General features: G+C 43.5%; 22 protein-coding genes and 1 pseudogene. 16 read left to right on the plus strand and 7 right to left on the minus strand.

Annotated elements, in window-relative coordinates; translation table 11 throughout:
• Positions 1-23: 23 nt before the first annotated feature.
• Entirely contained in the window at positions 24-1,667 is a 1,644-nt protein-coding gene (locus NSB28_RS19365; RefSeq protein ID WP_109748188.1) for a P-loop NTPase family protein, read from the plus strand.
• A gap of 431 nt (positions 1,668-2,098) precedes the next feature.
• Here NSB28_RS19365 and NSB28_RS19370 read toward each other — a convergent pair whose 3' ends face one another.
• The 4 genes from NSB28_RS19370 to guaA (NSB28_RS19385) all read right to left on the minus strand — a co-directional run bounded on the left by NSB28_RS19370 (position 2,099) and on the right by guaA (NSB28_RS19385) (position 6,008).
• Positions 2,099-2,896, minus strand: coding sequence for a hypothetical protein (locus NSB28_RS19370; RefSeq protein WP_109748187.1), 798 nt, complete (start codon positions 2,894-2,896; stop codon positions 2,099-2,101).
• Between the two features lie 819 nt (positions 2,897-3,715).
• Positions 3,716-3,997 carry a type II toxin-antitoxin system YafQ family toxin gene (locus NSB28_RS19375; RefSeq protein WP_109748186.1) on the minus strand — a complete coding sequence of 94 codons (282 nt, stop codon included), beginning with the start codon at positions 3,995-3,997 and terminating at the stop codon, positions 3,716-3,718.
• A complete protein-coding gene (locus NSB28_RS19380; RefSeq protein ID WP_257497894.1) occupies positions 3,994-4,266 on the minus strand; it encodes a type II toxin-antitoxin system RelB/DinJ family antitoxin in 273 nt (90 codons plus the stop codon). The genes NSB28_RS19375 and NSB28_RS19380 overlap by 4 nt, the downstream gene beginning before the upstream one ends.
• Before the next feature lie 200 nt (positions 4,267-4,466).
• Entirely contained in the window at positions 4,467-6,008 is a 1,542-nt protein-coding gene (guaA, locus tag NSB28_RS19385; protein ID WP_109748184.1) for a glutamine-hydrolyzing GMP synthase, read from the minus strand.
• A 225-nt stretch (positions 6,009-6,233) separates the two neighbouring features.
• Here guaA (NSB28_RS19385) and NSB28_RS19390 point away from each other — a divergent pair, with 225 nt between their 5' ends.
• The 11 genes from NSB28_RS19390 to NSB28_RS19440 all read left to right on the plus strand — a co-directional run bounded on the left by NSB28_RS19390 (position 6,234) and on the right by NSB28_RS19440 (position 20,008).
• Complete coding sequence (locus NSB28_RS19390) at positions 6,234-7,160, plus strand: AraC family transcriptional regulator (protein WP_257497895.1); 927 nt, start codon at positions 6,234-6,236, stop codon at positions 7,158-7,160.
• Between the two features lie 15 nt (positions 7,161-7,175).
• The gene (locus NSB28_RS19395) at positions 7,176-8,078 is read left to right on the plus strand and encodes an AraC family transcriptional regulator (RefSeq protein ID WP_109748182.1); all 903 of its coding nucleotides are present in this window, start codon (positions 7,176-7,178) and stop codon (positions 8,076-8,078) included.
• A gap of 240 nt (positions 8,079-8,318) precedes the next feature.
• Positions 8,319-9,617 (plus strand): ABC transporter substrate-binding protein, encoded by a 1,299-nt coding sequence (locus tag NSB28_RS19400; RefSeq protein WP_109748181.1) that lies wholly within the window; start codon positions 8,319-8,321, stop codon positions 9,615-9,617.
• A gap of 102 nt (positions 9,618-9,719) precedes the next feature.
• The gene (locus NSB28_RS19405) at positions 9,720-10,622 is read left to right on the plus strand and encodes a carbohydrate ABC transporter permease (protein ID WP_109748180.1); all 903 of its coding nucleotides are present in this window, start codon (positions 9,720-9,722) and stop codon (positions 10,620-10,622) included.
• Positions 10,615-11,472 carry a carbohydrate ABC transporter permease gene (locus NSB28_RS19410; protein WP_109748179.1) on the plus strand — a complete coding sequence of 286 codons (858 nt, stop codon included), beginning with the start codon at positions 10,615-10,617 and terminating at the stop codon, positions 11,470-11,472. Before NSB28_RS19405 ends, NSB28_RS19410 begins: the two co-directional genes overlap by 8 nt.
• Positions 11,473-11,498: 26 nt before the next feature.
• Positions 11,499-12,713, plus strand: a complete 1,215-nt coding sequence (locus tag NSB28_RS19415; protein WP_109748178.1) for an enolase C-terminal domain-like protein — start codon at positions 11,499-11,501, stop codon at positions 12,711-12,713.
• A 102-nt stretch (positions 12,714-12,815) separates the two neighbouring features.
• A complete protein-coding gene (locus NSB28_RS19420; RefSeq protein WP_109748278.1) occupies positions 12,816-13,295 on the plus strand; it encodes a RidA family protein in 480 nt (159 codons plus the stop codon).
• A 27-nt stretch (positions 13,296-13,322) separates the two neighbouring features.
• The gene (locus tag NSB28_RS19425) at positions 13,323-14,909 is read left to right on the plus strand and encodes an N-acyl-D-amino-acid deacylase family protein (protein WP_109748177.1); all 1,587 of its coding nucleotides are present in this window, start codon (positions 13,323-13,325) and stop codon (positions 14,907-14,909) included.
• 17 nt (positions 14,910-14,926) lie between these two features.
• Positions 14,927-16,051, plus strand: coding sequence for an aminotransferase class V-fold PLP-dependent enzyme (locus NSB28_RS19430; protein ID WP_257497896.1), 1,125 nt, complete (start codon positions 14,927-14,929; stop codon positions 16,049-16,051).
• Positions 16,052-16,503: 452 nt separating this feature from the next.
• Positions 16,504-17,202: a Crp/Fnr family transcriptional regulator gene (locus tag NSB28_RS19435; protein ID WP_243134810.1), complete on the plus strand. Its 699-nt coding sequence runs from the start codon at positions 16,504-16,506 to the stop codon at positions 17,200-17,202.
• Positions 17,203-17,464: 262 nt separating this feature from the next.
• Positions 17,465-20,008 carry an FAD-dependent oxidoreductase gene (locus NSB28_RS19440; RefSeq protein WP_109748175.1) on the plus strand — a complete coding sequence of 848 codons (2,544 nt, stop codon included), beginning with the start codon at positions 17,465-17,467 and terminating at the stop codon, positions 20,006-20,008.
• Positions 20,009-20,183: 175 nt separating this feature from the next.
• On the opposite strand, the gene NSB28_RS19445 is transcribed toward NSB28_RS19440, so the two are convergent.
• The gene (locus NSB28_RS19445; protein WP_109748174.1) at positions 20,184-20,708 is read right to left on the minus strand and encodes an FKBP-type peptidyl-prolyl cis-trans isomerase; all 525 of its coding nucleotides are present in this window, start codon (positions 20,706-20,708) and stop codon (positions 20,184-20,186) included.
• A 445-nt stretch (positions 20,709-21,153) separates the two neighbouring features.
• Between NSB28_RS19445 and guaA (NSB28_RS19450) the strand changes: the two genes are divergently transcribed.
• On the plus strand, positions 21,154-22,446 hold the full coding sequence (guaA, locus tag NSB28_RS19450) for a glutamine-hydrolyzing GMP synthase (RefSeq protein ID WP_109748173.1): 1,293 nt from the start codon (positions 21,154-21,156) through the stop codon (positions 22,444-22,446).
• 123 nt (positions 22,447-22,569) lie between these two features.
• Here guaA (NSB28_RS19450) and NSB28_RS19455 read toward each other — a convergent pair whose 3' ends face one another.
• Complete coding sequence (locus tag NSB28_RS19455) at positions 22,570-23,334, minus strand: nucleoside phosphorylase (RefSeq protein ID WP_109748172.1); 765 nt, start codon at positions 23,332-23,334, stop codon at positions 22,570-22,572.
• An 18-nt stretch (positions 23,335-23,352) separates the two neighbouring features.
• The gene (locus NSB28_RS19460) at positions 23,353-23,901 is read right to left on the minus strand and encodes a helix-turn-helix domain-containing protein (protein ID WP_109748171.1); all 549 of its coding nucleotides are present in this window, start codon (positions 23,899-23,901) and stop codon (positions 23,353-23,355) included.
• A gap of 178 nt (positions 23,902-24,079) precedes the next feature.
• On the opposite strand from NSB28_RS19460, the gene NSB28_RS19465 reads away from it, so the two are divergent.
• The 3 genes and pseudogenes from NSB28_RS19465 to NSB28_RS19475 all read left to right on the plus strand — a co-directional run bounded on the left by NSB28_RS19465 (position 24,080) and on the right by NSB28_RS19475 (position 25,729).
• The gene (locus tag NSB28_RS19465) at positions 24,080-24,274 is read left to right on the plus strand and encodes an ICEBs1 excisionase (RefSeq protein ID WP_109748170.1); all 195 of its coding nucleotides are present in this window, start codon (positions 24,080-24,082) and stop codon (positions 24,272-24,274) included.
• 15 nt (positions 24,275-24,289) lie between these two features.
• Positions 24,290-25,365, plus strand: a pseudogene (locus NSB28_RS19470) (site-specific integrase).
• Positions 25,349-25,729 (plus strand): plasmid mobilization protein, encoded by a 381-nt coding sequence (locus NSB28_RS19475; RefSeq protein WP_109748169.1) that lies wholly within the window; start codon positions 25,349-25,351, stop codon positions 25,727-25,729. The pseudogene NSB28_RS19470 and the gene NSB28_RS19475 overlap by 17 nt, the downstream one beginning before the upstream one ends.
• The last annotated feature ends 45 nt before the right edge of the window (positions 25,730-25,774 follow it).

Genomic DNA, 25,774 nt, shown 5'->3' on the forward strand with positions numbered 1-25,774 from the left:
AAGAAAGGCAGTATTGAATAAATATGAACGCTGATTACATTAAGGTAATAGTTGATAAGATAGATGATTTACCATATAAAGCGATTCTTTTTGACGGCACGTGGGGGATTGGTAAATCTTATGCAGTTAACCAAGCCTTAGAACATAGGGATAATGTCTGTAAAATTTCAATGTTTGGTCTTAACGATGCTAAAAAAATATATCATGAGGTATTGTTCCAATTAGCACTAAAAAACAATATTGGCAGCAAGTTGAGTAAAATTGTAAATGATATACTAGAAAGCATGTCATCAATTAGCAAGAAAGCCAGTCAAGCAAAGGATATTATTTATAGCATAACAAAAGAAAGAGAATTATTTTTATTATTATCTAAAGAGTTTAAATCACCCCATATTATTGTTATAGATGATTTGGAAAGAGCAAGTGCCCAGATAAGCTTGGAAGAAGTTCTCGGTATTGTTGAAGAACTAAAGCATTGTAATTATGTGAAGGTAATTTTGATTGCACATTTAGATGAGATAAAAGATAATAACAAGGAATTATTAGACAAATACAGTGAAAAGGTAATTGATAGAATATATCATATTACTGAAAGCCCCAATAATGTGGACTGGGGTAAACTAAATATACATGCTGGGTTTATCACTGAATTTTTATCGGAGCATAAGGTCAAAAATCTTCGTACTCTTGAAAAAGCACAGAGATTTTATGATGATGTAAATACATACTGTAGTGATATTGATAATGAAGATTTCAAAAATGAGATAAGATTAATATGTTTTTCTATTGTAGTGGAATCTATTGACAACTTATATTACAGAAAAGATGGAGAAAGTGAAAAGGACAGTATTAATAATAGTTACGTTAAAATTGGTAATGAACTGGAATATAGAATAAAGAATTATCTAGCAGGAATTAAAAGCAGCAGCAATTTAGTATCAATGCTGTTGCAATATTATAAGAATGAAATAGTATTAGACAAGGATATAATCATTGCAGAATATAAGGGGTTTCTTCAAGCTGGATGCAAACCAAATTATTATAAAACAGACGAGGAGATCAGAAGATTATTACCAGATTTACTTGTCAAGATGGAGGAAGCTCAAAATCTTATTGAACTAAATAAGTTTGCTGACGAATATATGGTGTGGAGCGATATAATCAAAGAAGACAATACTGGTGCTTTGCAAAAATATAGAATTAGATTGCAGAAAATTCTAGAAAATATTATACATGACGGAAAAGAAGAAATTTTAAGTTACAGCTATGATATGTTTCACCTATCTTCTGAAAAAGTAAAACAAGTATTTATTGAAGAGAAAACCAATATGAGAAAATTCTTGGTGAAAAAATATATTGAATACTTGCAGGAGACAACAAAAGGAAATCAGGCATATGAGTATTCATGTAAGCTATGCAAATATTTTAATAATATTTCTTATCGAGATATTATAAAAAATTCTGTTGACATTTTGTATGATAGAAAATCATTTCCTGTGGAGGAAATGGATGAAAAGAAATATCATACTTGCTTTAATATAATGTATATACTTTATCATACAGATAGTGACAAGTTTTTAAAGTTCTGCGGTGAACTAGAAAAGTCTTGTGATTGTATGGCTGTTTACAGAATTGAAGAATTGATGGACGAACTGAGAAAAGAATAATAAGCACATAGGAAAACTGGTAATAAATACTAAGGAAGATAAAGACTCCGGTGGATTGCAGAGGCTCGCAGATGTAGTGTGACATGCTTTGCATGACTAGCGTCTCGCAGCAAGAACACCAAGGCGTTCTTAAATTTGTGATAATGGAGGGCAGCTCATTGAGGAACATATGGATTATGTTCACATTATGAAGAGTATTATATTTTTGCTTTAATTGCTTCAATAAAACCTGTTCCTTACGCAATTGCGCTTATGACCACGGCTGCTTATGAATTGCCGGCCGTATGAGTGTGTAAAAGAAATGCTCTTAGCAGATGACAATGACAAAGAAAATCACCTTCCCAAAATAACTACAAAGAGCCATTAGCTATGAGTTACTATCCACAGTTAGTGGCTCTTTAAATAAGATGGATTTTTCAGGAGAAGAATATTCACAACCCAGAAACGTTATCTTTACTTGATTTACGTTTTTCCGCTTCATTGGCGATAGCTTCATTATCGAGAGCGACCTGCATTTCATCAAGGCGCTCATCTGCATCTGAGACCATATACCCAAGTGTAACATATGTGTAATCCTCATTTTTTGCACCAATGAGGAGGCGTATTTGGTTATCTGATGAATCATGCCAGGTAGTAGTTGAAAAATAATCATCTTCTGTATTACTGGTTCCAGTACCATATAAAGAAGAAAGCTTCTGAAGCAAATCGTTATAGACCGCTTCCACATCTACATAATCATTAGAATCAAAAGTATACCACCCGAAATAGAATTGTGCATTGTCCTCTGATTTATCAATTATACCGTTTTCGTCAATACTGTATATATAGCAAGCACAGGTATCACTTACATCGTAACCAGCAACATTAATTCCAGAGTATCGTCCAACAATTCCGCCACCATCAACACGGTCAGTACCAGAGATTATATTAGTATAGTTTATTCCGTCCATCCTGAGAATGTTGTCTTTAAATACAGCTGTTTGTATTTTGGCTCCTCCATCTGTAAGAATTTTTTCCGTTTCTTTTTTAGTTGAATACCATGGAATATTTCTGAAGAAAAACTGCGTTTCTTTCGTTTCAGTAGCATCCACTTCAGTAGTATCCGCTTCAGTAGCATAAACTGGCATTGAACTTGTAATAAATGTAACAGGTGTTAATGTCAAGATGGTACTGGCCAATAGAACAGTACTTTTGGTGCGTGAGGGGGTAAATAAATGTTTAAGTTTCATAACAATACACTCCTTTATGTTATTTATTATTTTTTTATCACAGCAGCTTTTGGCAAGAGGTTTAAAAAGAGATTTATATTATCCTGTTCTTCAGTGATATAATTCCAGAGTATACTTCCATCATTTGTTGTAAAGGTGAATGTTAGTTGCGTGTAAGACATAGCAACTGAATTAGCTGCAACAAATTGATTGAAATATTTTAGCGCAGCCGCAAAATCCTTTTATCTGATTATACAACAAATAGTTATAAAACAAAAGTCTTCCGAAGGAAGATTCCCCCAGATTAAAATTGCCCGCTTTTAGTGGGTACAATGAATGGATCCAGGGTCAGATAGATTCCTGTGGGTACAGTTAAGCAGTTTAAGGAACATGGCAGTGGCCTTTTCATCGGAATACCTGGCGGCGCAGGTTGGATAAAACTTAGAATGACAGATAAATCAAATTGAATGATCTCATAATGGTCTTTTAATATTTTCTGGATAACGTTCATGAGAATATTATGTAACAAAAATCGGCAAAAGAAAAGTCTGCCCCTCATGAGTGAGGGGCAGGGGAGTTGAGATGCCGGAGCATTTTTAATTTAAATATTTTATTGTAGCTTATAATGTCAAAATAATATCACGGTCTCAAAAATGGATCAAAGAATCCAGTATTTAAACGGCTTCCGGGGATTTTCATTATTATTCGAATTCGGTGTTCTTTGTTATCTCTAACTATATTTGTTTAAGCTTTGTGCAGATACACGCCCTTTTTACTTCAATTACATCATTTATTCTGGTTTACTGATTTTCTGTTGCCAATATGTTGCCAGAAACCTTGTTACATATCGATTAAATCAGAATGGCTTCCAGTGTCAACTAAAGTCAAAGTTAGAATATCATGTTCAATTAAATAAATTAAAAGCCAATCTGGTTGGATATGACATTCCCTAAATCCTGTGTACCTTCCTTTTAGTTCATGATCCCTGTACTTATCATCCAATGAAAGTCCATGAATCAATTTGTCTACTACGGTATCCAGTAATTCTATATCTAATCCTCGTTTCTTCGCTCGTTTTAAGCCCTTTTTAAACTTACCAGTTAGTACTAATTGATAGGTCATAATTCCATATCCTTTAAAGCTTCGGAAAAACTATTATATTTCTTAGTGTCCGGATCTCGATTAATTTTTTTAGCTTCTTCCATCGCCTCTATAACTTCTGGTTTATATTTGGGAAGTTCTACATTAAAAGGCAAACCACCTCTTAATACACACTGCCTTAAAAACATATTTGTAGCACTCGATAAATCTGTTCCTAATTGTCCAAATAACTCTATTGCTTGTTTTTTTAACTCTTCATCAATCCTAATTTGTGTTGGTACTGTTGCCATAATCATCACCTTCCTTTAGTACTATTGTACCAGTTTCGGTTTACATCGTCAATCGTTTGTAATATTTTAATGAATATAATGTTTATTATATTATTGGCAACAAAAAATGCTCCTATTATGACCATTTGTATATAATACAAGAAATGGCAGATACTCAAAATAAATACCTGCCATTCAGAATAATATATGCAAAAATAATTTTACTCGAATTCTATCGTAGCCGGAGGCTTCCCCGTACAATCATACAGTACACGGTTGACACCCTTTACCTCATTTACGATTCTGCTGGCCACCAGATGCAGTACATCCCATGGAATAGGGGCAGCTTCTGCTGTCATGAAGTCAGAAGTGCTGACAGCGCGAAGGACTACGGCATAGTCGTAAGTCCTTTCATCGCCCATGACACCTACGGATCTCATGTTGGAGAGTGCGGCGAAGTACTGGCCCAGCGTCTTATCTACGCCGGCTTTTGCTATCTCTTCCCTGTAGATGGCGTCTGCATCCTGTACAATGCGGACCTTCTCGGCAGTGACATCACCGATGATACGTATTCCCAGGCCCGGGCCGGGGAACGGCTGGCGGAATACAAGATATTCAGGAATACCAAGTTCGAGTCCCACCTTACGTACCTCGTCTTTAAAGAGAAGGCGGAGAGGCTCGATAATTTCCTTGAAATCCACATAGTCGGGCAGCCCTCCCACATTGTGGTGGGATTTGATGACTGCGGATTTACCAAGGCCGCTCTCGATTACATCCGGGTAGATTGTCCCCTGAACCAGGAAATCTACAGACCCGATTTTTTGAGCTTCCTCCTCAAATACGCGGATGAATTCTTCACCGATGATCTTACGTTTCTGTTCCGGCTCCTCGATGCCGGCCAGCTTACTGTAGAAGCGCTCCTGGGCATTTATCCTGATAAAGTTTAATTCGTATGAGCCTTTGGGGCCAAAGACTTCCTCCACCTCGTCACCCTCGTTTTTCCGGAGCAGGCCGTGGTCTACGAATACACATGTGAGCTGTTTGCCGATTGCCTTAGAGAGCATAACTGCAGCGACTGAGGAATCCACACCGCCGGAGAGAGCACAGAGGACTTTTCCATTTCCAATCTTTTCACGCAGTTCCCTGATCGTCGTCTCTGCAAAGGAAGCCATTTTCCAGTCACCTGTGCAGCCGCAGACATTATATACAAAGTTGGAGAGCATCTTCATGCCTTCCTGGGTATGCATCACTTCCGGGTGGAACTGGACTGCATAGAGTTTTTTGTCAGTGCATTCCATAGCCGCCACAGGGCAGACTGGTGTGTGTGCAGTGACTGTGAAGCCTTCGGGAGCTGATTCGATATAGTCAGTGTGGCTCATCCAGCAGATCGTTTTCTTAGAGATGCCTTCGAAAATACAGCTTCCTTCTTCGATATCCACCTCTGTTTTTCCATATTCACTGACAGGCGCTGTTGCCACACTGCCCCCAAGCAGATGTGACATGAGCTGGGAACCATAACAGATACCCAGGATGGGGATTCCCATTTCAAAGATCTCTTTAGAACATGTTGGTGAATCTTCTTTATATACGCTGTTGGGACCGCCGGTAAAAATGATTCCCTTAGGGTTCATCGCTTTGATGGCATCGAGACTCATACTGTGGGGATGTACCTCACAATATACATTACATTCTCTGACGCGCCTTGCTATCAGCTGATTATATTGTCCTCCGAAGTCGAGGACTATGACCATTTCTTTGTTCACAGACGTTCCTCCTATAGTGTTAACAAATTAAAATTTATTTTTTACTTCACCTATTATAATGGAGCAGAGTTTGTTTTACAAGATATTATTTTTTAAACACAGCCTGACAGGAAATTCTGGCTATTAAGGCAGCTGTTTGATAGAATAGGATTATATAGACAGGATGGCAGTAAACAGCGGATTTTATACCAGATCATAGTTCTGGTGTATACAGGGGGGATGACAGTGAAGTCAGCGGAATGGTATTTGAACAACTATAAAACAGAAGAACTTCTTGCGGCATTTGACAGGCAGGATGTCTGTGTCAGCTACAGCGGCAATTACAGGAGGAGCGTACTTTCGCAGGTACACAATTCTTGTGAGCTGTTGTTTGTGGAAAAGGGGAGGGCTGAGTATCAGGTTAATGATGAGGTATATCAGGTAGAGCAAAATACTGTTCTTATTATCGGCGCCACAGACAGGCACAGGTTTACTTTTACTGAAGTTCCCTACATCAGATACGGTCTGACGGTGATGCCTTCGTTTTTGCAGTCTCTGCCGATCATAAATGGATACATGAATGTATACAGGACACAGAGTCTGAGAAACCATCATAAACTCATTGGCATTGATGATGTGATTTTTGGAAGAATGATCCAGATACTCTGGCAGCTGAGAGAGGAGACGCAGGAGACAGGGGCGGGAAGAGGAGATATGGTATATGCCCTTATGCTGGAGCTGACTGTCATACTGAAACGTCTGTTAAACCTGGAGAGCCAGAATACAAGCGAGGCCTACAAGTCTATGAATGAGATCAAAAATCATATTGACCTCTGCTATGGCGGAGACCTGAGTCTGGGAGAGCTGAGCAGAAGATTTTTTCTCCAGCCCAACACTATCAGTAAGAATTTCCGGAAGGTCTGGGGGAAAAATATAAACCAGTATATAAATTCCGTCCGCATCACTAATGCGGTCCGCATTCTGGAGTCGGAGGAGATCGGCATCACGGAGCTCTCAGAAATGGTGGGCTATTCTAATGTAAATACATTCCTTCGGCAGTTCAGGGAGAAGATGGACGTCTCACCTCTTCAGTATAAGAAGAGGATGAAGCAGGCAATGGCGGATATAGACACACGTCAGTTGTTTGAGAATGAAGATACTGTTGAGAGATAAGGAAGGGGTGAAGGTATGCAGGATACAAAGAAGTTTTTAAATTCTTATAATGAGGAGGATCATTTTATAGCCCTGAATAACCAGAATGTATATGTGAGCTATTCAGGCGATTATTCAGAAAATCCCATCTATCATGTCCACAATTCCTGCGAGCTCCTTTTTATAGAGGAGGGGGAGGCAGAGTACAGAATTGGGAAAAATTACTATCATATTGGGAAGAATGATGTACTGGTAGTGGGAGGCACAGACCCCCATTCCAGAAAATTTACAAAAGTTCCATGTCTGCGGTACGGACTGGCAGTTATTCCGGCTTTTATGCAGTCGCTCCCTATAATTAACGGGTATATGAATGTATACAGGACACAGAGCCAGGAAGACGCCCTGAAGCTGAAGAATATAGATGACGCTGTATTTAAGAGGATGATAGGCATTATATGGCAGCTTCGGGATGAGACTGCTGGCGATGAGGAAGGGAGAGGGGACATGGTGTATGCCCTGCTGCTGGAGCTGACGATCGCTCTGAAGCGTCTTCTTAACCTGGAAAGGCAGGATGTGAGCGGGACATACAAAATCATGAGTGATATTAAGAGCTACATAGATTTTCATTATTCTGAGGAGCTGAGCCTGAACGCCCTGAGCAGCCTTTTCTATCTGCAGCCCAATACTATAAGTAAAAACTTCAGCAAAGTCTTTGGGAAAAATGTAAACGCCTATATTAATTCAGTGCGTGTAACAAATGCAGTGAGGATTCTGGAAAAATCTAATGTCAGCATTACGAGTCTTTCAGAGATGGTGGGATATACCAGCGTCAACACATTCCTGCGCCAGTTTCGGGAAAAGATGAATGTTTCTCCGCTTCAGTATAAAAAAAGATTTGAACAGTATCTGGCTGATTCAGACAGCAGGCGCCAGTTTTAAAGTTACAATAATTGTGTATATAATATCTATTACATAATCATTTTTGACAGCCCTATCAAAAAAATGGTGATTTTCGTTAGAAAAATGGTGAGAAAAATCATAGAGCCGGTGTTATACTAAAGTCACCAAGTTGAACAACAGAAAAAAATCAAAACCAAAAATGCTGCAGCAAATTTCTTGGTAAAACATGTAAAAAGGTCTGTTGTTTGTGAATAATGATGATATTAGGAGGGCTTAAAAATGTTGAAAAAGAGTTTGGCTGTTGCGTTAGCAAGTGTTATGGCTGTTTCTGTTCTGCCTATGGGTGTAATGGCGGCAGATAATGGTGATAAAGTAAATGTAACGATCATGTGTGCGTATGCCAGTGAAGATCCCCATGGACAGTATGTATACCAGTATGCAGATGATTTTATGAAGGAAAATCCGAACATAAATATTGAAGTACAGGCAATCAGCAGCAATGATATTTATACGAAGCTGGCAGCTATGGTGACATCACCGGATGACCTGCCCACCATGTTCTTTACAAGCGTGGATCAGGCGCCCACTCTGTATGACCTTGGGCTGATGGAAGATCTGAGCGGCTATCTGGATGAAGAGACCTTATCTATGTTTGCGGAGGGAATTACAGAAGCCTGTACACTGGACGGATCCCTTGCATTTTACCCGATTGATGTGCAGCCGTCTGCTATGCTTTACAGGACGGACCGTTTTAAAGAAGCAGGGCTTGAAGTTCCTACAACGTGGGATGAATTTCTGGAATGTGCCAAAGCGCTGACAAAAGATTCAGATGGCGACGGCGAAGTAGACCAGTGGGGATTCTCTATGGTTGGCTCAAATAATAGTTCAGGACAGAGCCGTTTTATGTCTTACCTGTGGAGCACAGGCTGTAATATGATCAGCTATGATGAAGACGAAGAAGCATGGGTTCCTGATCTGGGAGATAATTTCAACGATTCTTTCGCATTCTGGACGGACATGAATAATGAATACAAAGTAGTTCCTACAGGTATCACAGAAGTAGATTACGCTACAGCAGCCAATTACTTCGCAATGGGGTATACAAGCATGATGCTTTCAGGAAGTAATGCTATTGGCGTGGCTTACGCCAGCAACCCGGATCTGAAAGGAAATATCGGTTCCTTCCCTATTCCAGGAGGACATCCTGGCACAATGCTCAATGCTGAAGGCTACGCGCTCTGCAGCTATGCCTCTGATGAAGAGAAGGCAGCAGCAGTTGACTTCCTGAAATTCTTCAGTACACATGATAAGGACCTTAAGTTCTGGCAGTCCAGCGGAAAGATCCCGTCTACAATTGAAGGCCAGAAAGCAGAATACATCACAGGCGATGATTATAAAGGATATCTGGATACTATTAAGGCCGGATGCATTCCGCCTATGAACTTTGCAGGTATCAGCGGATTAAAGAGTATTCTCGGAGATGCATATTCTGCAGTATTCAGCGGTGAGAAAACAAATGATGCGGCAGTGGAAGACTTCAAGGCAGCTCTGGATGAGCTCCTGGAAGACTATAACTAAAAAATATTTATAACAAATAAATAATAAGCTGTGACGGGCTGAGGGAAGGGATTCGTTCCCCCCTCAGCCTTTTGCTATTCAATATAAGAGAGGTGTTCTGCTATGGCTGCTGCAACCAAAGAAAAACCTGCGACTTCCCGGAAACTGAGGCGTTATCAGCTTGGGGGCTATCGCTTCATATCACCGGCTGTGATCATGATGGTGGCATTGATTATCTATCCTATGATATACGGAGTTTATCTGAGTTTTTATAATACGAACCTTGTAAATAAGTGGAAATTTGTCGGACTGAAATATTATCTGCAGGCTTTCACTCAATCAGAATTTTACACTTCAGTCCTCCTCACATTCCTGTTCATGATTCTTGTAGTGGCAGGACATTTCATCATAGGCTTTATCCTGGCCTCTGTTCTGAATAAAAAATTTGTGGGACGAACAATATTCAGGGTTATTTTCATGCTCCCATGGCTGTTTCCGGAGACTGTAATCGCCCTTCTGTTTACATGGATAATGAATCCAATGTACGGTGTCCTGAACAGTATCCTCAAGTCATTGGGGATAATCTCGTCAAATATATCCTGGCTGGGTTCAGCCCAGCTTGCATTTCCGTCCGTCGTGGCTGTCTGTATCTGGAAGGGGTATCCGCTTGTCATGACAATGATACTGTCAGGTCTTCAGGGGATTTCCAGTGACCTGTATGAGGCTGCCAGGATAGATGGGGCAAACAAATGGAAACAGTTTCTGAATGTAACAGTGCCGGGTCTGAAGCCTGTACTTACCACTACCATCATCCTGGACAGTGTATGGTGGTTCAAACAGTATACACTTGTATACACAATGACAGGAGGCGGGCCGGGTACAGCCACAGACCTGATCAGCCTGAATATCTACGGCACTGCATTTAATGACCTGCGATTCGGTAAAGCCGCCGCCTGGGGGATTATCGTATTCGTCATCTGCTATTTAATCAGCAAAGTGTATAGGATGGTGTTGAAGGATGAGTAAAACATTATTTAAATCAAAAAAGAGCAGAAGGATTGCCGGAAGCACTCTGCGGTACATACTCCTGATCACACTGGCTCTGTTCATATTAGTGCCGGTCCTGTGGATGGTGTCTACAGCTTTTAAGACAGAGGCTGAGACTTATTCGCCTAATCCGATCTGGATACCCACAGAGATCACTCTGGATTCTTTCAAAAAATTCTGGGGCCTGTATAATTTCGGTACAATGACAAAAAACAGCCTTGTGGCCTGCCTCGGTTCCATGATCATCTGTACAGCCTGCTCCTGTCTGGCAGGTTATGGCGTCACCAGGTTCCACTTTAAAGGTAAGAAGACATTTATGGGATTCCTGCTTGTAACGCAGATGTTCCCCAGTGTCATGCTGGTGGTTCCTTTCTATTCTGTGTTGACTAAATACCACCTGACAAATTCCCTGATCGGGCTTATCATAGTATATGCCGCAACAAATATTGCTTTTTCTACATGGATGATGACGTCTTATTTTAAGACGATCCCGGTGGAATTAGATGAGGCGGCCAGGGTGGACGGGGCATCCAGCTTCATGATATTCAGAAAGATCATCCTGCCCCTTACGGTACCGGGGATTGCGGCAGTAGCGATCTTTGTGCTGATTAACGGCTGGAATGAATACATGTATTCTTCAGTACTGATCTCAAAGGATTCCCTGAAGACACTTACAGTCGGTATCGTTGCACTTAACACACAGAACCAGGTGCACTGGAATGATATGATGGCGGCGTCAAGCGTATCGTGTATCCCGCTTATTATCCTGTTCCTGTGCTTCCAGAAATATTTTATTGCCGGAATGACAAGCGGCGCAGTTAAGAATTAATTCATAAGAAACGGAGGAGAGAGAATATGAAAGCCATAACAATAAGAGACATTAAGGTATTTGTGACAGCGCCTCACGGCAATAACCTGGTGGTAGTCAGGGTAGAGACCTCAGAGCCGGGGCTGTACGGGGTAGGCTGCGCCACCTTTACATGGCGGTGTAAGGCTGTGGTGACAGCAATTGAAGAATATCTCTGCCCCATGCTGAAGGGACGGTCTGTCCACGATATTGAAGATATCTGGCAGTCGATGATGGGCAGCTCCTACTGGAGGAACGGGCCTGTGCTGAATAATGCGCTCTCAGGGGTGGATGAAGCCCTCTGGGATATAAAAGGAAAGCTGGCGGGAATGCCTCTCTACAGCCTGTTCGGAGGAAAATGCAGGGAGGGGATCGCTGTTTACCGCCACGCTGACGGCAACAGCCCTGAAGCTGTTGAAGAAAAGATACATGCTTTTATGGAAGAGGGATACCGCTATATCCGCTGCCATATGGGCACATACGGGGGAAATTTTGACGGCAGCATCCAGAAGATGGTCCATCCCGAAAATGCGCCGGCAGGGGCTTATTATTCTACAAGGACTTATATGCAGAGTGTAATAAGGCTCTTTGAGAGGATCAGATCCAATGTGGGCTGGAATCTGGAGATTATGCATGATATCCATGAACGCCTGTCACTGGCTGATACACTGGCTTTTGTAAAAGAGCTGGAACAGTTCAAGCCATTCTTTGTGGAAGACGCCCTGCCGCCCGAACAGGTAAATTATTTTGAATACCTGAGAAAGCAGACAACTGTGCCGCTGGCTATGGGCGAGCTGTTTACACATCCAATAGAGTGGAGGACTGCGGTCCAGAACCAGTGGATTGATTTCATCAGATGCCATCTGAGTGACATCGGCGGGCTGACACCTGCCAGAAAGCTGGCGGCTTTTTGTGAGTCATACCAGGTGAGGACGGCATGGCACGGGCCGAATGACCTGTCGCCTATCGGAATGGCAGCCCAGATGCACCTTGATTTGAGCAGCCCGAATTTCGGTATCCAGGAATTTGCAGGCTTCAATGAGGCTGAGGAAGAAGTATTCCCGGGATGCCCGTTTACTAAGGACGGCTATGCTTATCTGAATGACAGGCCGGGCATTGGAGTGGATTTCGATGAAAAAGCGGCAGCGAAGTATCCGCCAATGGAGATGGATTTCAGTTGGCTGTTCTCCAGACTGGAGGATGGGACAGCAGTAAGGCCGTAGGGTGTCTGGAATTTAAAAGAACAGGCAGGCCGTTTGGCGGATTTGTGCATTTACTGCACAGACCGTGAGAATACGAGGCAGGATAAAAAGGAGAAGACAGATATGACAATAGAAGAAAAGCTGGAGAAGCTCGGGCTGGCTCTGCCGCCGGCACCGGGAAAAGGCGGGGTTTATGCCAGCGTAAAGCCGCTTGGAGAGAACCTTTACTATATTTCAGGGTGCGGAGCCTACATAGAAGGAGAAGGACCATCCGGGAAATTGGGGAGTGATCTGACTGTTGAGGAAGGACAGGAGGCAGCGAAAAGGACGATCCTGAATTACCTCTCTGTAATTAAAGAGCATATAGGAAGCCTTGACAGGGTAAAATCATTTGTGAAAATTCTGGTGTTTGTGGCGTGTGAGCCCGATTTCTATGAGCAGCCGCAGGTTGCCAATGGTGCGACACAGCTGCTTGTAGACCTTTTTGGGGAGGAGACAGGAGCGCCGTCCCGCTCTGCCATCGGGGCTGTTGCCCTGCCGGGCAATACTCCGGTAGAGATTGAGGGGATCGTGGAAATGGAACCGCAGGACGGAGCAGTATAACTGTATTCTGGAAAGAAGGGATTATATATGGATCTTTTGATTCAGGGGGCGCTTATCGTGGATGGAAGCGGTGAAAAGCCCTATTATGGTGATATCGCGGTGGACCGTGACCGCATTTCGGCTGTCGGCCGTCTGGAGGCTTTGGAAGCCAGAAGGGTGGTGGATGCAAGAGGTCTTATGGCGACACCGGGTCTGATCGACGGGCATACACATTCGGAATTAAACCTGATGGCGAACCGTCAGCATCCGAATGCAGTTTACCAGGGAATTTCAACTGTCGTCACAGGACAGTGCGGACTGGGATTTGCACCAATGAAGGATGAAATGTTTGATGATTCCATGCGGATAAATTCTGGTATCTTTGGAGATTACCGCCGTTATTTTAAAAAATGGAATACCTTTGGTGAATTTCTGGACCTGCTGGGAGGCTCTGCTGTCAATGTGGCGGCCAATGTCTCACACAATGCTGTCAGGCAGATGATCACCGGGTTTGAAGACAGGCCCCTTAATGAGGAAGAGCTTAAGGCTGCAAAGCAGGTGGTGGCAGATGCCATGGAGGAAGGGGCCGTAGGACTTTCCGTGGGGCTTTCCTACTATCCGGGCGGCTACAGCAATACAAGAGAACTTGCAGAGATGTGCAGCGTGGTGAAACAGTACGATGGTTTATTCTGCGTACACCAGCGGCTGAACGACGGACAGATCCCAATCTCATCTTTGGAAGAAGCAGCGGAGGTTGTGAGGCGGACAAAAGTAAGGCTGAATATGCTCCATTACCGCACAGGAGGCATGGAGGATTATCATACGATGTTTGCACCCTTTGAAGAACTGGAAAAGGAAGGAGCCCAGATCTATTACGAGTTCTATCCGTATCTGGTGGGAGCTGGCCTGCTGCTGGCCCTGGTGCCCGGATGGGCTCAGGAAGGCAGCTGGCGAAAGATCATGGACCGCCTGACATCAGAAGAAATGCGGGACAGGCTTTTGCGTGAAATGGATGAGCGCCATTCTTATTTCTTCGGACCGGGGCAGACTGCCAGGATCATCCTTACAAAAGATCCTTACAGCAGAAGCCTTGGAAGGACTGTGGATGAGATAGCAGAAGAGCATGGAGAGACCTTCTCCCAGGCAGTAATAAGGCTTCTTATTGAAAATGAGCTGGAAGCAGGGTTTGCAGGAATTGAAAATCAGACAGAGGAACTGAAGGAAAAGCTGTATGATGACCAGTACCGTCTTTTTACAGACGACAGGTATACGGTGGGCAGTGACACTATTCCCACAGGTATCCTCTGCCATCCCAGGGCATTCGGCTCCTTTGCCAGGATCATTGCCCATATGAGGGATCGCAGTGTTCCGGCAGAGTACATTATAAAGAAACTGACTTCCATGCCGGCACAGATGTACCACCTGGAAGACAGAGGGCTTTTGAAGCCGGGCATGAAGGCAGATATCTGCCTTATGGATTATGAAAAGGTGTGTGACAAGGCCACATTCGGAAATCCCAGAAGGCGGCCGGAGGGAATCCATTCCCTGTATGTGAATGGGCTTCCTGCCCTGGAGGAAGGGACACTGACCGGGATTCTCGCAGGAGAAGCCGTCAGGCGGGGATTGAATAAGTGAGACCGGAGAAAAAAGATATGGAGTTTTATGAAAAATTAGGGATCAGGACTCTGATCAATGCCAGTGAGACATACACGAACCTGGGGGGATCCCTGATGGATCCCAGAACACTGAAGGCCATGGAGGAGGCAGGGCGGGGCTTTGTAGATATCTTCCAGCTGATGGATGCCGTATGTGAGCGCGCAGCAGAGCTGACAAATAATGAAGCAGCCTTTGTTACCACAGGGGCGGCCGGCGGCCTGATACTCTCCGCCGCTGCCTGCATCTGCGGACCGGATGAGAAGAAGCTGGATCAGATTCCTCATCTGGAACAATTTGAAAAAAAAGAGATACTGATGTTTGACGGAAAGTTCAGGGAGCTGATCCCATACTGGAAGCTCACGGGACTGACAGGAGCGGTGATCGTTCCTGTGGAACCAAGTGTGGAAGCCATGCTGGAGGCTGTAAATGAGCGGACGGCAGCAGTTTTCCTCTTTCCGGCCACCCTGTACGAGGAGGGGATTCCCACCTGTGAAGAGGTGATACCGGCGCTTAAGGCCAGGGGGGTGACGGTAGTGGTGGATGCTGCGGCCCAGCTGCCTCCCAGCTCCTACCTCTGGTATTATACTAAGGAACTGGGGGCTGACCTGGCTATATACAGCGGCGGGAAGCATATCAAAGGGCCCCAGTGTACCGGCCTGGTGGTAGGCAGAAAGGATCTGATCCAGGCCTGCCGCATGGCAGCCAGCCCGAATCCGCGGATCGGACGTGCATTTAAGACTGGAAAAGAAGAGCTGGCAGGCTTTTTGACAGCGCTGGAGATTTTTGTGGAGGAAGAACCTGAGGAAGGATTTAAGCGGCAGGAGATCCTGCTCCAGAAGCTGGAAGGACTTCTCAGGCAGGGGGCGGATGTGCAGACAGAGCTTCGTTCCATAGGACGCCTGGGGACATATCAGCCCCTGCTGCTGGTGACCCTTCCGAAAGGCAGGACTGCTCAGGAATGCAACCAATATACAAGAGCCTTTGATCCGCCTGTAGATGTAGGTGTATACGGACCGGAATTTGGAATGCCGGAAAATGTCATTTTCCTGAATGCCTATAACTTAAAGCCGGAAGAAGCAGATATTGTGGCACAGGCTGTACTGGCATATCTGGCTGAATGAACGGTACGGCAATGATATGGTATGATACGGCAATGATGCATCTGAAGGCAGAAAAAGGCACTCATAGTTAATGGTGTGCCGCGCCGGAGCATAGATCATTTTAGAGGGAAATTTGAAGGGAAATACCGCTTTCACAGAAAAAGGGCTGAGATATCAGCTCATGGGAGGCGGTATTTTTTGTGCCGAAATTCAGAAAACAGCTGTGCCGGAAAAATTTTCTGCGGATAGCAGTATACAGACAGTAACCGGGAGCAACGGTGTGCGATGAGTTTTGAGTACATACAGAAGGTCTGTGATGCTGCTATTATAAAGCCGTGGGAAAGCAGAGAATGAGCACGAAGCAATTCAGGATATAATTTCCAAATTAAAAAAACGGTGGTCTATCCCTGGAATCCTATGATAATATAGTAATTAAAGGGCAATTATAATTCAGCGGAAGAAGGAGGTTGGAAATGGCACAGGAAGAGACAGATAAAGCTATAGGAAAAGATATGGAAAAGGAACTGGCGTCTTATTTTCCTTTCTGGGAAAAGCTGGAGGAGAGGCAGAGAGCGGATATCTGCAGCCATGCGGTTTCTTCCCGCTACAGTAAAGGCACCTTTGTGCACAATGCAGCGGAGGAGTGTGTAGGCATCATCCTTGTCAGGAGCGGCCAGCTCAGAGTCTATATCCAGTCCGAGGATGGCAGAGATATCACTCTTTACAGGCTGTTCTCCGGGGACACATGTGTCCTCAGCGCCTCCTGCTTTATGGAAGAGATCACATTTGACATACTGATCGATGCGGAGGAGGACAGCAGCCTGATCACAGTCAGGCCGGATATCTTCAGGAGTCTGGCCAAAGAGAATATATACGCTGAGAATTATATCTACAAGCAGACAGCAGAGCGTTTTTCAGATGTGATGTGGACAATGCAGCAGATATTGTTCATGAGTTTTGACAAAAGGCTGGCTGTATTTCTTATAGATGAATTAGCTAAAGCCGGGGGAGATACCCTTTATATCACCCATGACCAGATAGCAAAATACACAGGCAGCGCCCGGGAGGTGGTGTCAAGGATGCTGAAGTACTTTGAAGGAGAAGGGCTTGTCAAAATTTCCAGAGGGAAGGTCTGTGTACTTGACAGGAAGAGATTAAAAGAATTGACATAAATATTTTGTAATAACCGGGAGGTTGTTCTGTGACTTAATCACAGAAGAAACCTCCCGGTTATTATATAATAGCTATAATGAGCGCAATTGAGGCGGACAATTAGTAACTATTCAGCAGGTCTGTGCATTTACTGCACAGACCGTAAGAAAATGATTCAAGGGTGCAAAAATCCCATCGCCGAAGGCGATTTTAAATGGATTTTTGCATGTAACTGTGAAGGTACTGAACAGTTACGACAATTATAAGAAGGGGTGTTATTTTATGGCTAAGAAAACTGTTATTATCGGAGGTGTGGCCGGAGGCGCAACTGCGGCTGCCAGACTGAGAAGAAGAGATGAAAAAATGGAGATCGTAGTATTGGAGAGGGGAGAATATATTTCATTTGCCAACTGCGGACTTCCTTATTATATAGGCGATGTGATCAAAAGCAGAGAAGCCCTGCTGCTTCAGACACCGGAGGCAATGAAGAAGAAATTTGATATACAGGTACGTACAGGGAATGAGGTGACAGCCCTGCATCCTGAAAAAAATACAATTACTGTAAAAGATATTAAGACAGGAAAAATATATGAGGAGGGGTATGACAACCTCATTCTGGCAACAGGCTCTTCCCCTGTAAAGCCGCCGATACCGGGGATTGAGGCGGAGAATATATTTACACTGTGGAATATCCCGGACACTGACAGGATCAAAAAATTTCTGACTGAGAAAAGGCCAAAAAGTGCAGCTGTGATAGGCGGAGGATTTATCGGGCTTGAAATGGCGGAAAATCTGCACAGAGCAGGACTGAGTGTCTCCGTCATAGAAATGCAGGACCAGGTGATGGCGCCTTTGGATAAGGAGATGGCCCAGCTGCTCCACGAAAATATGCAGGAAAACGGCGTACAGCTTCTGTTGGGAGACGGGGTTGAGAAGTTTTCAGGTGATGGGGAGAAAACAACTATATTTCTTAAAAGCGGAAAATGTGTGGATGCTGACATGATAATCCTCTCAATAGGTGTCAGGCCGAACAGCCAGCTGGCCAGGGAAGCAGGGCTGGAGGTAAACGCCAGAGGAGGCGTGGTTGTGAACAGCCATCTGCAAACTTCTGTTCCTAATATATATGCGGTGGGGGATGTGACAGAAACTACTCATCTGGTTACAGGGGAAAAGACTATGATCCCACTGGCAGGCCCGGCAAATAAACAGGCCAGGATATGTGCAGACAATATCGCAGGGGACAGCAAGACATATGGGGGAACGATCGGGACAGCAGTAGCCCGGGTATTTGACATGTCTGCAGCAACTGCAGGGCTTAATGAAAAAATACTTAATGAGGCAGGGAAGATAAAAGGCACGGATTATGAAGCTGTAATAATAAATCAGAAATCTCATGCCGGCTATTATCCGGGAGCCACTCCGCTGACACTTAAACTGATATTTGAAAAGGATGGGAAGATCCTGGGGGCACAGATCGTGGGGCAGGAGGGCGCAGACAAAAGAATAGATACGATTGCCACAGTCATGCGTCTGGGAGGAAATGCAGAAGATCTGGCAAAGCTGGAGCTTTCTTATGCCCCTCCATATTCTTCAGCCAAGGATCCTGTGAATATGCTTGGATTTGTAGCTGAAAATATCCGAAAGGGACTTGTTTCCTTTATAAGCGTAAAGGAGCTGGATGAGCTGATGGCAGAACCTGATAAAAAGGACAGTTTCCTCATACTGGATATAACTGAAGATGTGGAGCGTATGGTGTTTTCCATCCCTGGTTCCATCCATATCCCTCTGGGTCAGCTGAGAGAGCAGATCAGGGAACTGGATACAGATAAACTGATCATACCGTACTGCGCTGTGGGGGTCCGTTCCTACAATGCCGCCAGGATATTGATGCAGAATGGATTTTCTAATGTAAAAGTGCTGGAAGGGGGTACATCCCTGTATAAAACCTGTCACTATACCCCCTCAGCATCTGAGGCGGAAAGGGAAGGACAGGAGAGAAAAGAAGTGCGGTGTGCGCAGGAGGAAAATATAATTATGGGAGAAAAGCAGAGACCTGCAGTAAATGAAATGAAAATGCAGATACTGGACTGTTGCGGGATGCAGTGCCCGGGTCCGATCATGAAGGTAAACGAGACACTCAAGACCATGAAAGACGGAGAATGCCTGGAGATATCCGCAACAGATATGGGCTTTGCCAGAGATATAGAAGCATGGTGCGCGAGGACAGGAAACACAATGCTCGGAAAACGCAGAGAAGGTGTGCAGAATATAGTAAGGATCCAAAAAGGATGGTTCCCGGATGTGCAGACAGCCCAGGCAGACGGCGGACATGATATTACAACGCCCGGCGAGGACCGGCAGGGAAAGACAATCATTGTATTTGACGGAGATCTGGATAAGGTTCTGGCTGCATTCATTATAGCAAACGGCGCGGCCGCCATGGGCCGTCCGGTAACCATGTTCTTTACATTCTGGGGACTGAACGCCCTGCGAAAGACAGAAAAGGTAAAAGTGAAAAAACCATTCATGGAAAAAATGTTTGGCGCTATGATGCCAAGAGGGACTGGAAAGCTGAAGCTCTCAAATATGAATATGGGCGGAATGGGAACAAAGATGATGAAAAAAGTCATGAAAGATAAAAATGTCTCATCGCTGGAAGAACTGATGAAACAGGCAATGGCCCAGGGAATCAAGCTGGTGGCCTGCACCATGTCAATGGATGTAATGGGCATAACAAAGGAAGAACTGATAGATGGTGTGGAATTGGCAGGTGTTGCTTCCTATCTGGGAGATGCAGAGATGTCAAATGTGAATCTCTTCGTGTAATATATCTGTCAGACAGCTGTCAATATTGTTCCTGTTTTTCTTTAAAATCAGTGTGCTTAAAATCATTGTTGAGGGAGCAGCGATAATAGATTAGAAAGTTTGTTACGTTAAAAAATGAGAACTGCGGCCTGACTACAGGGAACAGTTCTCATTTTTGCGGTGTGTATGTGGATTTTTATTGATAGATACCATTTATAGTGACTTTAAAGAGTGCATCCTTCCCATTTAAATTGTCTTTGCCATAATTTTCAGGAAAGGTCACGTTGACATCCACTGTTTCGCCGGGATGATGTCCGATCAATTGTTCCTCAAAATCATCAATATAAGTATTGGAGCCAATAACCAGATCAGTACCATTTCCTTTCGTGCTGCCGCCATCAAATTCAACGCCATCCACAGAGCCGATGTAATCAATACTAACAGTATCACCGTTCTTTACGGCAAGAGATTCATCTGTTGAAAGGCCAGTACTTTCAGTGGCATTATTCCCGGTAGAGGAAGTGGAACTCTCAGAGGTATCATTTTCCTTAGAAGATGAATTTCCGTTTGAATTGTATACGGCAAGCACTATAATGAGTATGATGAGTGCAGCAACAGGCAGGCCAAAAGCCAGGTACTTCTTCAGTTTTTTCCTCTGTTCCATTATGCGGCGTTCCTCGGCACGCCTTTCCTGCGCAAGTTTCCGGTTTTCTTTTTTCATTAATCAATACTCCTTTTTCAATAGAATTTTTTAGGATGTCTGGCGGATGCAGGTATATATCAGCTCTGCACATCCTTGATTATAGAATTATCTCCGCAATGGCAGACTGCAGAACCTGGACGGTCCATTGTCCCTGCTGGATGTAAATCTGCCATGTGCCGGAGTAAAATAATTACAGGTATTATACGATAAAACTGTGAAGAAATTGTGATTTCGGCGGACCAAGACAGCACGCAGATTAAATATTAGCTGCTCTGCAGCACTGCAAGTTTATACCCTGACTGCTTGCGGCGGGGGCTTTGATTTGCAGCAGTGTATTTGGTTTGTGAAAAAGAAATGCATATTTTATAAAAAATAGAATGGAGAAATGTGTAAGAGTAGGTTATAATAAAAACAGCATGAGGATAATCCTCATAAAATAGGAAAAGCAAAGGAGAAAGCGAAGATGAAACAGGACATGATAGTTATTCTGGACCTGGGAAGTACAGAGAACACCGTATTAGCGCGTATGATCCGCGACATGGGAGTATACAGTGAAATCCATCCGCATGATATCACAGCGGAAGAGCTGCAGAAGCTGGATAATGTAAAAGGAATTATCTTAAATGGAGGAGAAAACCGTGTAGTAGACGGTCAGACTGTAGAAGTTAATCCATTTATTTATGAAAGCGGCTATCCCGTAATCTCTATTGATTATCCGTCTGCCAAGTGCGAAAAACAATACACTTCACTTCCGGATGAAGCAGAGCTGAAGAAATTTGTTTTTGATGAATGTAAATCAGAAGCGAACTGGAACATGAAGAACTTCATAGAAGATCAGGTGGAACTGGTCCGCCGCCAGGTAGGTGACAGGAAAGTCCTGCTGGCTCTTTCAGGAGGCGTTGATTCCTCAGTAGTGGCAGCACTCCTTCTCAAAGCTATCGGACAGCAGTTAGTCTGTGTACATGTAAACCATGGATTGATGCGTAAAAATGAATCTGAGAGCGTAGTTGAAATATTCCAGAACCAGCTTCACGCAAACCTCATCTATGTAGATGCCACAGAACGCTTCCTTGGCAAGCTTGAAAATGTGTCAGATCCGGAAGAAAAACGTAAAATAATCGGCGGTGAATTCATCCGTGTATTTGAAGAAGAAGCCAGAAAACTTGACGGAATCGATTTCCTGGGCCAGGGAACCATCTACCCGGATATCATTGAAAGCGGTACAAAAACAGCCAAGATGGTAAAATCACATCACAACGTAGGAGGCCTTCCAGAAGATTTGCAGTTCGAACTGGTAGAGCCGTTAAAGCAGTTATTTAAGGACGAAGTCCGGGCCTGCGGCGTAGAACTGGGACTTCCGGCCAGCATGGTATACCGCCAGCCGTTCCCGGGACCGGGACTCGGTGTGCGCTGCCTGGGAGCCATCACCCGTGACAGACTTGAAGCAGTCAGAGAATCAGACGCAATACTGCGTGAAGAATTCGAGAAAGTCGGACTGGACAAAAAGGTATGGCAGTACTTTACAGTAGTTCCCGATTTCAAATCAGTAGGTATGAAGAACCATGCACGCTGCTTTGAGTACATGGTAATAATCAGGGCAATCAATACCATAGATGCTATGACAGCTACTATTGAAAAAGTGGATTGGGATGTGCTGGAGAGGATTACCTGCAGGATATTGAAGGAAGTGGAGAATGTGAACAGGGTTTGTTATGATATGTCTCCGAAGCCGCCGGCTACGATTGAGTTTGAGTAACGGACGGAACCCCGGAAATGCGGATAAAATGGGCATTTCCGGGGTTGCTTTATGTCGTTTGGCTCTATTTATTTGATGAATACTGGATTTGGGGCGGGTATCATGATACCTGCTTTATCTGTTTTATATAGCAAGTCCACATTCAAAAGCAAGTACCATATATTTTTCTGCGTTATTTAAACCATGCAAGTTCAAATCTCTGATTTCCCATGTATCAGAACTAAGATTATCTGCGCCATACAAAAATTGGATAAAAGGAATATGCCGATATTTTGCGACTGCTAACATGGAGGCACATTCCATTTCTGCTACAAGACAACCCTCTTGCCTGCGTTCTTGAATGGTTGGTATGGTTTCTCTGTAAATTGTGTCAGAAATCCATGTTTTGCCCTTTACATAGGGATAGCCGCAATTTGTTAGAACATTTTCCAGCGTTTGGATAGAATGTGCGTCTGCTTCAATTTCAGGCGAGGGTGCAATATAGTGATAGCTTGTTCCCTCATCACGGACAGCAGAAACAGGGATAATGATACTGTCCTTTACCTTTTCACCGTCCAATACGCCGCAGGAACCGAATAGAACAAATTTTTTTGCGCCCATAGCAACGACTTCTTCAAAGCCCACAACACAGGCTGGTGCGCCTACTCTGGATAGGTAAAAGGCAATGTCTGTGCCCTTATATCGAGATTTATAAACGGGTATGATACCATTGGCGGTATATAATTCTGCTATCTTTTCGGTATTGCTTAACGAAGAAAATTTTTGAATGATATTTTCTGAAAATGTGGAAACACATATTTCTGGAAAATATTCTACTTTTTTTGTTGTGTCGGACGGGCTGAATAATGCGGGTTCTGAAATTTCTGCTCTCTGAAATATTACATTCAAGTTTTACACACCTCATTTCTATTTGTTTTCTGGATACACTTTGACAGAAATATCTGCCGCTCCCTTTCTTACAACTCTATTGGTATCTACTAAATGTTGTTTAATCTGTTCGCAAGTCTCGTTCATCTGCTCTAATTCTTTATTAAATGCTTCCTCACTTGGAAATGCGTCTTTGGAAGCAATTAAATTTTCCTGCAATTTCTTAGCTTTTGCGAATTTTGCAAGCCGGCTGTTGATTTCCGGGTGTTTGAAACGAATACATATCGTGTCTGGAATGAGATTTCCCTCACTGTCTTTTTCACCGTCAATTTCCATATCTACCTGCTCGTCCATTTTAAAAAGCAGACTAAGGACATCAGAAGCAGTTTCTATATCAAAATCCGTGAATACATTGATACTCACGCCTAGAGCGTTGGCAATCTTCAAAAGCTGGTCGGGCTTTGGCTTCCGGCTTCCTAATTCATATTTACGAATAGTGGTTCCATCTATGCCAGCCAGTTCTCCTAATACATTCTGTGAAATTCCCCGGATTGTTCGGAATGTCTTTATTTTCTCTCCTACTGTCATGCAGTCACTCCTTTAGTATTTGATAATATGAATAATAGGGACATTTGTATTCTATCATATCTATTGAAAATAATCAATCAATTCAAGAATAATATATTAACAAGGGACAAAAGAGCCTGTATAATGAGAATGTAGTTAAGGAACAAAAGTCCCTATATAAAATATAGGAGGACAATGAATGGAGAAATCAAAGAAGATGTATGTAACGGCAGAGGAAGCGGCGGTAATGCTTGGCGTATCAACGGGCTATGCTTATAAGATTATCCGGGGACTGAATGAGGAATTAAAAGCAAAAGGCTACAGGACAATCTGCGGCAAGGTTCAGACAAAATACTTTGAAGAAAAATTCTACGGTCTGACCGTAGCCATGTGAGAAAGGAGAGTACCTATGGCGGCAACAAGGGACGGAAAGATGTGGCGTTGTCAATTCTATTATAAGGACTGGCAGGGAGTGAGCCATAAGAAGAATAAAAGAGGGTTCAAAATAAGGGAGAAGCTGAACAGTGGGAGCGTGATTTCCTGCAACAACAGCAGAGAAATTTAGACATCAATTTTGAAAACTTTGTCCACATCTACTATGAGGATATGGAACACCGTCTGCGTGAAAATACCATGCGGACGAAGAAATTCATTATTGATTTGAAAATTATTCCCTATTTCAAGAAAAAGTGTATGAATGAGATTAAGACATCTGATATTCGAGCGTGGCAAAATGCGCTGATGAAAAAGGGCTATTCCCCAACGTATCTGAAAACGGTTAATAATCAGTTGGCGGCAATCTTTAACTATGCGGTTCGCTATTATGATTTGAAAGACAATCCATGCCGGAAAGCCGGGAGCATTGGAAAGAGCCATGCCGGGGAGCGTGAGTTCTGGACGAAACAGGAATTTAAGCAGTTTCTTGAAACGGTAGAGGATAAGTCGGAAACAAAAATGGCGTTCCTGCTTCTCTACTGGACGGGCATGAGGATAGGAGAATTATTAGCTCTGACTTACAAGGACATTGACGTAGAAAAGCGTACAATCTCTATCAATAAATCCTATCAGCGGATAGAGGGCAGGGACATTATTACACCGCCTAAAACACCTAAGAGCAAACGGATTGTAACAATACCGCCATTTCTTGTAGAAGAATTGCAGGAGTATATTTCCCATTTATACGGCATTATGGCAGACGAAAGAATGTTCCGATTTACAAAGTCCTATATGGAACATGAAATTATCAGAGGTATCAACGCTTCCGGGGTAAAGAGGATAAGACTGCATGATTTGAGACATTCACACGCCTCTCTGCTTGTAGAAATGGGGTTCATGCCGCTGGCAATCGCTGAACGGCTGGGGCATGAGAAAATTGAAACAACATTAAATACATATTCACATTTATATCCTAACAAGCAGGGAGAACTTGCGGACAGGTTGGAGATTGAAAACGGCAAGGAGGAAGAAAATGAGCGGAGTTCATAAGTATCCAACTATCAGCTTTCGTATTTCACCCAGAGAACGGGAGGAAATCGAGGCAAAGATTTTAGCAAGCGGTATGTTAAAGAAAGATTATTTTGTCCGTTCCTGCATTTATAACCGGGTTTGTGTGGTCGGTAAAAAAGAGGTGATTTATCAATTGGTGGAGGAATTAAAGGTTATGCAGACCAATATCCGGGAAGTGACGGAGCAGTTTGAACAATCGGAAATCACTTTATCGCCGGAGGGTTTGCAGGATATGAAAAATGACTGTCTGGACATGCTGAAAGCTATTCTCTGGCTATTGGACGGTGCTAAGTATCTGTGGCAGGACGAGAACGAAAAAAGCCCCAACAGCGGCAACTGTTAAGGCTTGGGATAACTGGAAAACCTCTGTTATCATATAAAATTACAT

Origin of the sequence: Murimonas intestini (genome assembly GCF_024622195.1) — a bacterium.
GTDB classification, from domain to species: domain Bacteria; phylum Bacillota; class Clostridia; order Lachnospirales; family Lachnospiraceae; genus Murimonas; species Murimonas intestini.

Bases quoted from the DNA above. Each gene is read 5' to 3' on its own strand.
- NSB28_RS19370 (WP_109748187.1), bottom strand. From the start codon at position 2,896: ATGAAACTTAAACATTTATTTACCCCCTCACGCACCAAAAGTACTGTT.
- NSB28_RS19445 (WP_109748174.1), bottom strand. From the start codon at position 20,708: ATGAAAAAAGAAAACCGGAAACTTGCGCAGGAAAGGCGTGCCGAGGAA.
- NSB28_RS19405 (WP_109748180.1), top strand. From the start codon at position 9,720: ATGGCTGCTGCAACCAAAGAAAAACCTGCGACTTCCCGGAAACTGAGG.
- NSB28_RS19435 (WP_243134810.1), top strand. From the start codon at position 16,504: ATGGCACAGGAAGAGACAGATAAAGCTATAGGAAAAGATATGGAAAAG.
- NSB28_RS19365 (WP_109748188.1), top strand. From the start codon at position 24: ATGAACGCTGATTACATTAAGGTAATAGTTGATAAGATAGATGATTTA.
- NSB28_RS19380 (WP_257497894.1), bottom strand. From the start codon at position 4,266: ATGGCAACAGTACCAACACAAATTAGGATTGATGAAGAGTTAAAAAAA.
- NSB28_RS19465 (WP_109748170.1), top strand. From the start codon at position 24,080: ATGGAGAAATCAAAGAAGATGTATGTAACGGCAGAGGAAGCGGCGGTA.
- NSB28_RS19420 (WP_109748278.1), top strand. From the start codon at position 12,816: ATGACAATAGAAGAAAAGCTGGAGAAGCTCGGGCTGGCTCTGCCGCCG.
- NSB28_RS19375 (WP_109748186.1), bottom strand. From the start codon at position 3,997: ATGACCTATCAATTAGTACTAACTGGTAAGTTTAAAAAGGGCTTAAAA.
- NSB28_RS19460 (WP_109748171.1), bottom strand. From the start codon at position 23,901: ATGACAGTAGGAGAGAAAATAAAGACATTCCGAACAATCCGGGGAATT.
- NSB28_RS19475 (WP_109748169.1), top strand. From the start codon at position 25,349: ATGAGCGGAGTTCATAAGTATCCAACTATCAGCTTTCGTATTTCACCC.
- NSB28_RS19410 (WP_109748179.1), top strand. From the start codon at position 10,615: ATGAGTAAAACATTATTTAAATCAAAAAAGAGCAGAAGGATTGCCGGA.
- NSB28_RS19425 (WP_109748177.1), top strand. From the start codon at position 13,323: ATGGATCTTTTGATTCAGGGGGCGCTTATCGTGGATGGAAGCGGTGAA.
- NSB28_RS19430 (WP_257497896.1), top strand. From the start codon at position 14,927: ATGGAGTTTTATGAAAAATTAGGGATCAGGACTCTGATCAATGCCAGT.
- guaA (WP_109748173.1), top strand. From the start codon at position 21,154: ATGAAACAGGACATGATAGTTATTCTGGACCTGGGAAGTACAGAGAAC.
- NSB28_RS19415 (WP_109748178.1), top strand. From the start codon at position 11,499: ATGAAAGCCATAACAATAAGAGACATTAAGGTATTTGTGACAGCGCCT.
- NSB28_RS19440 (WP_109748175.1), top strand. From the start codon at position 17,465: ATGGCTAAGAAAACTGTTATTATCGGAGGTGTGGCCGGAGGCGCAACT.
- NSB28_RS19400 (WP_109748181.1), top strand. From the start codon at position 8,319: ATGTTGAAAAAGAGTTTGGCTGTTGCGTTAGCAAGTGTTATGGCTGTT.
- NSB28_RS19395 (WP_109748182.1), top strand. From the start codon at position 7,176: ATGCAGGATACAAAGAAGTTTTTAAATTCTTATAATGAGGAGGATCAT.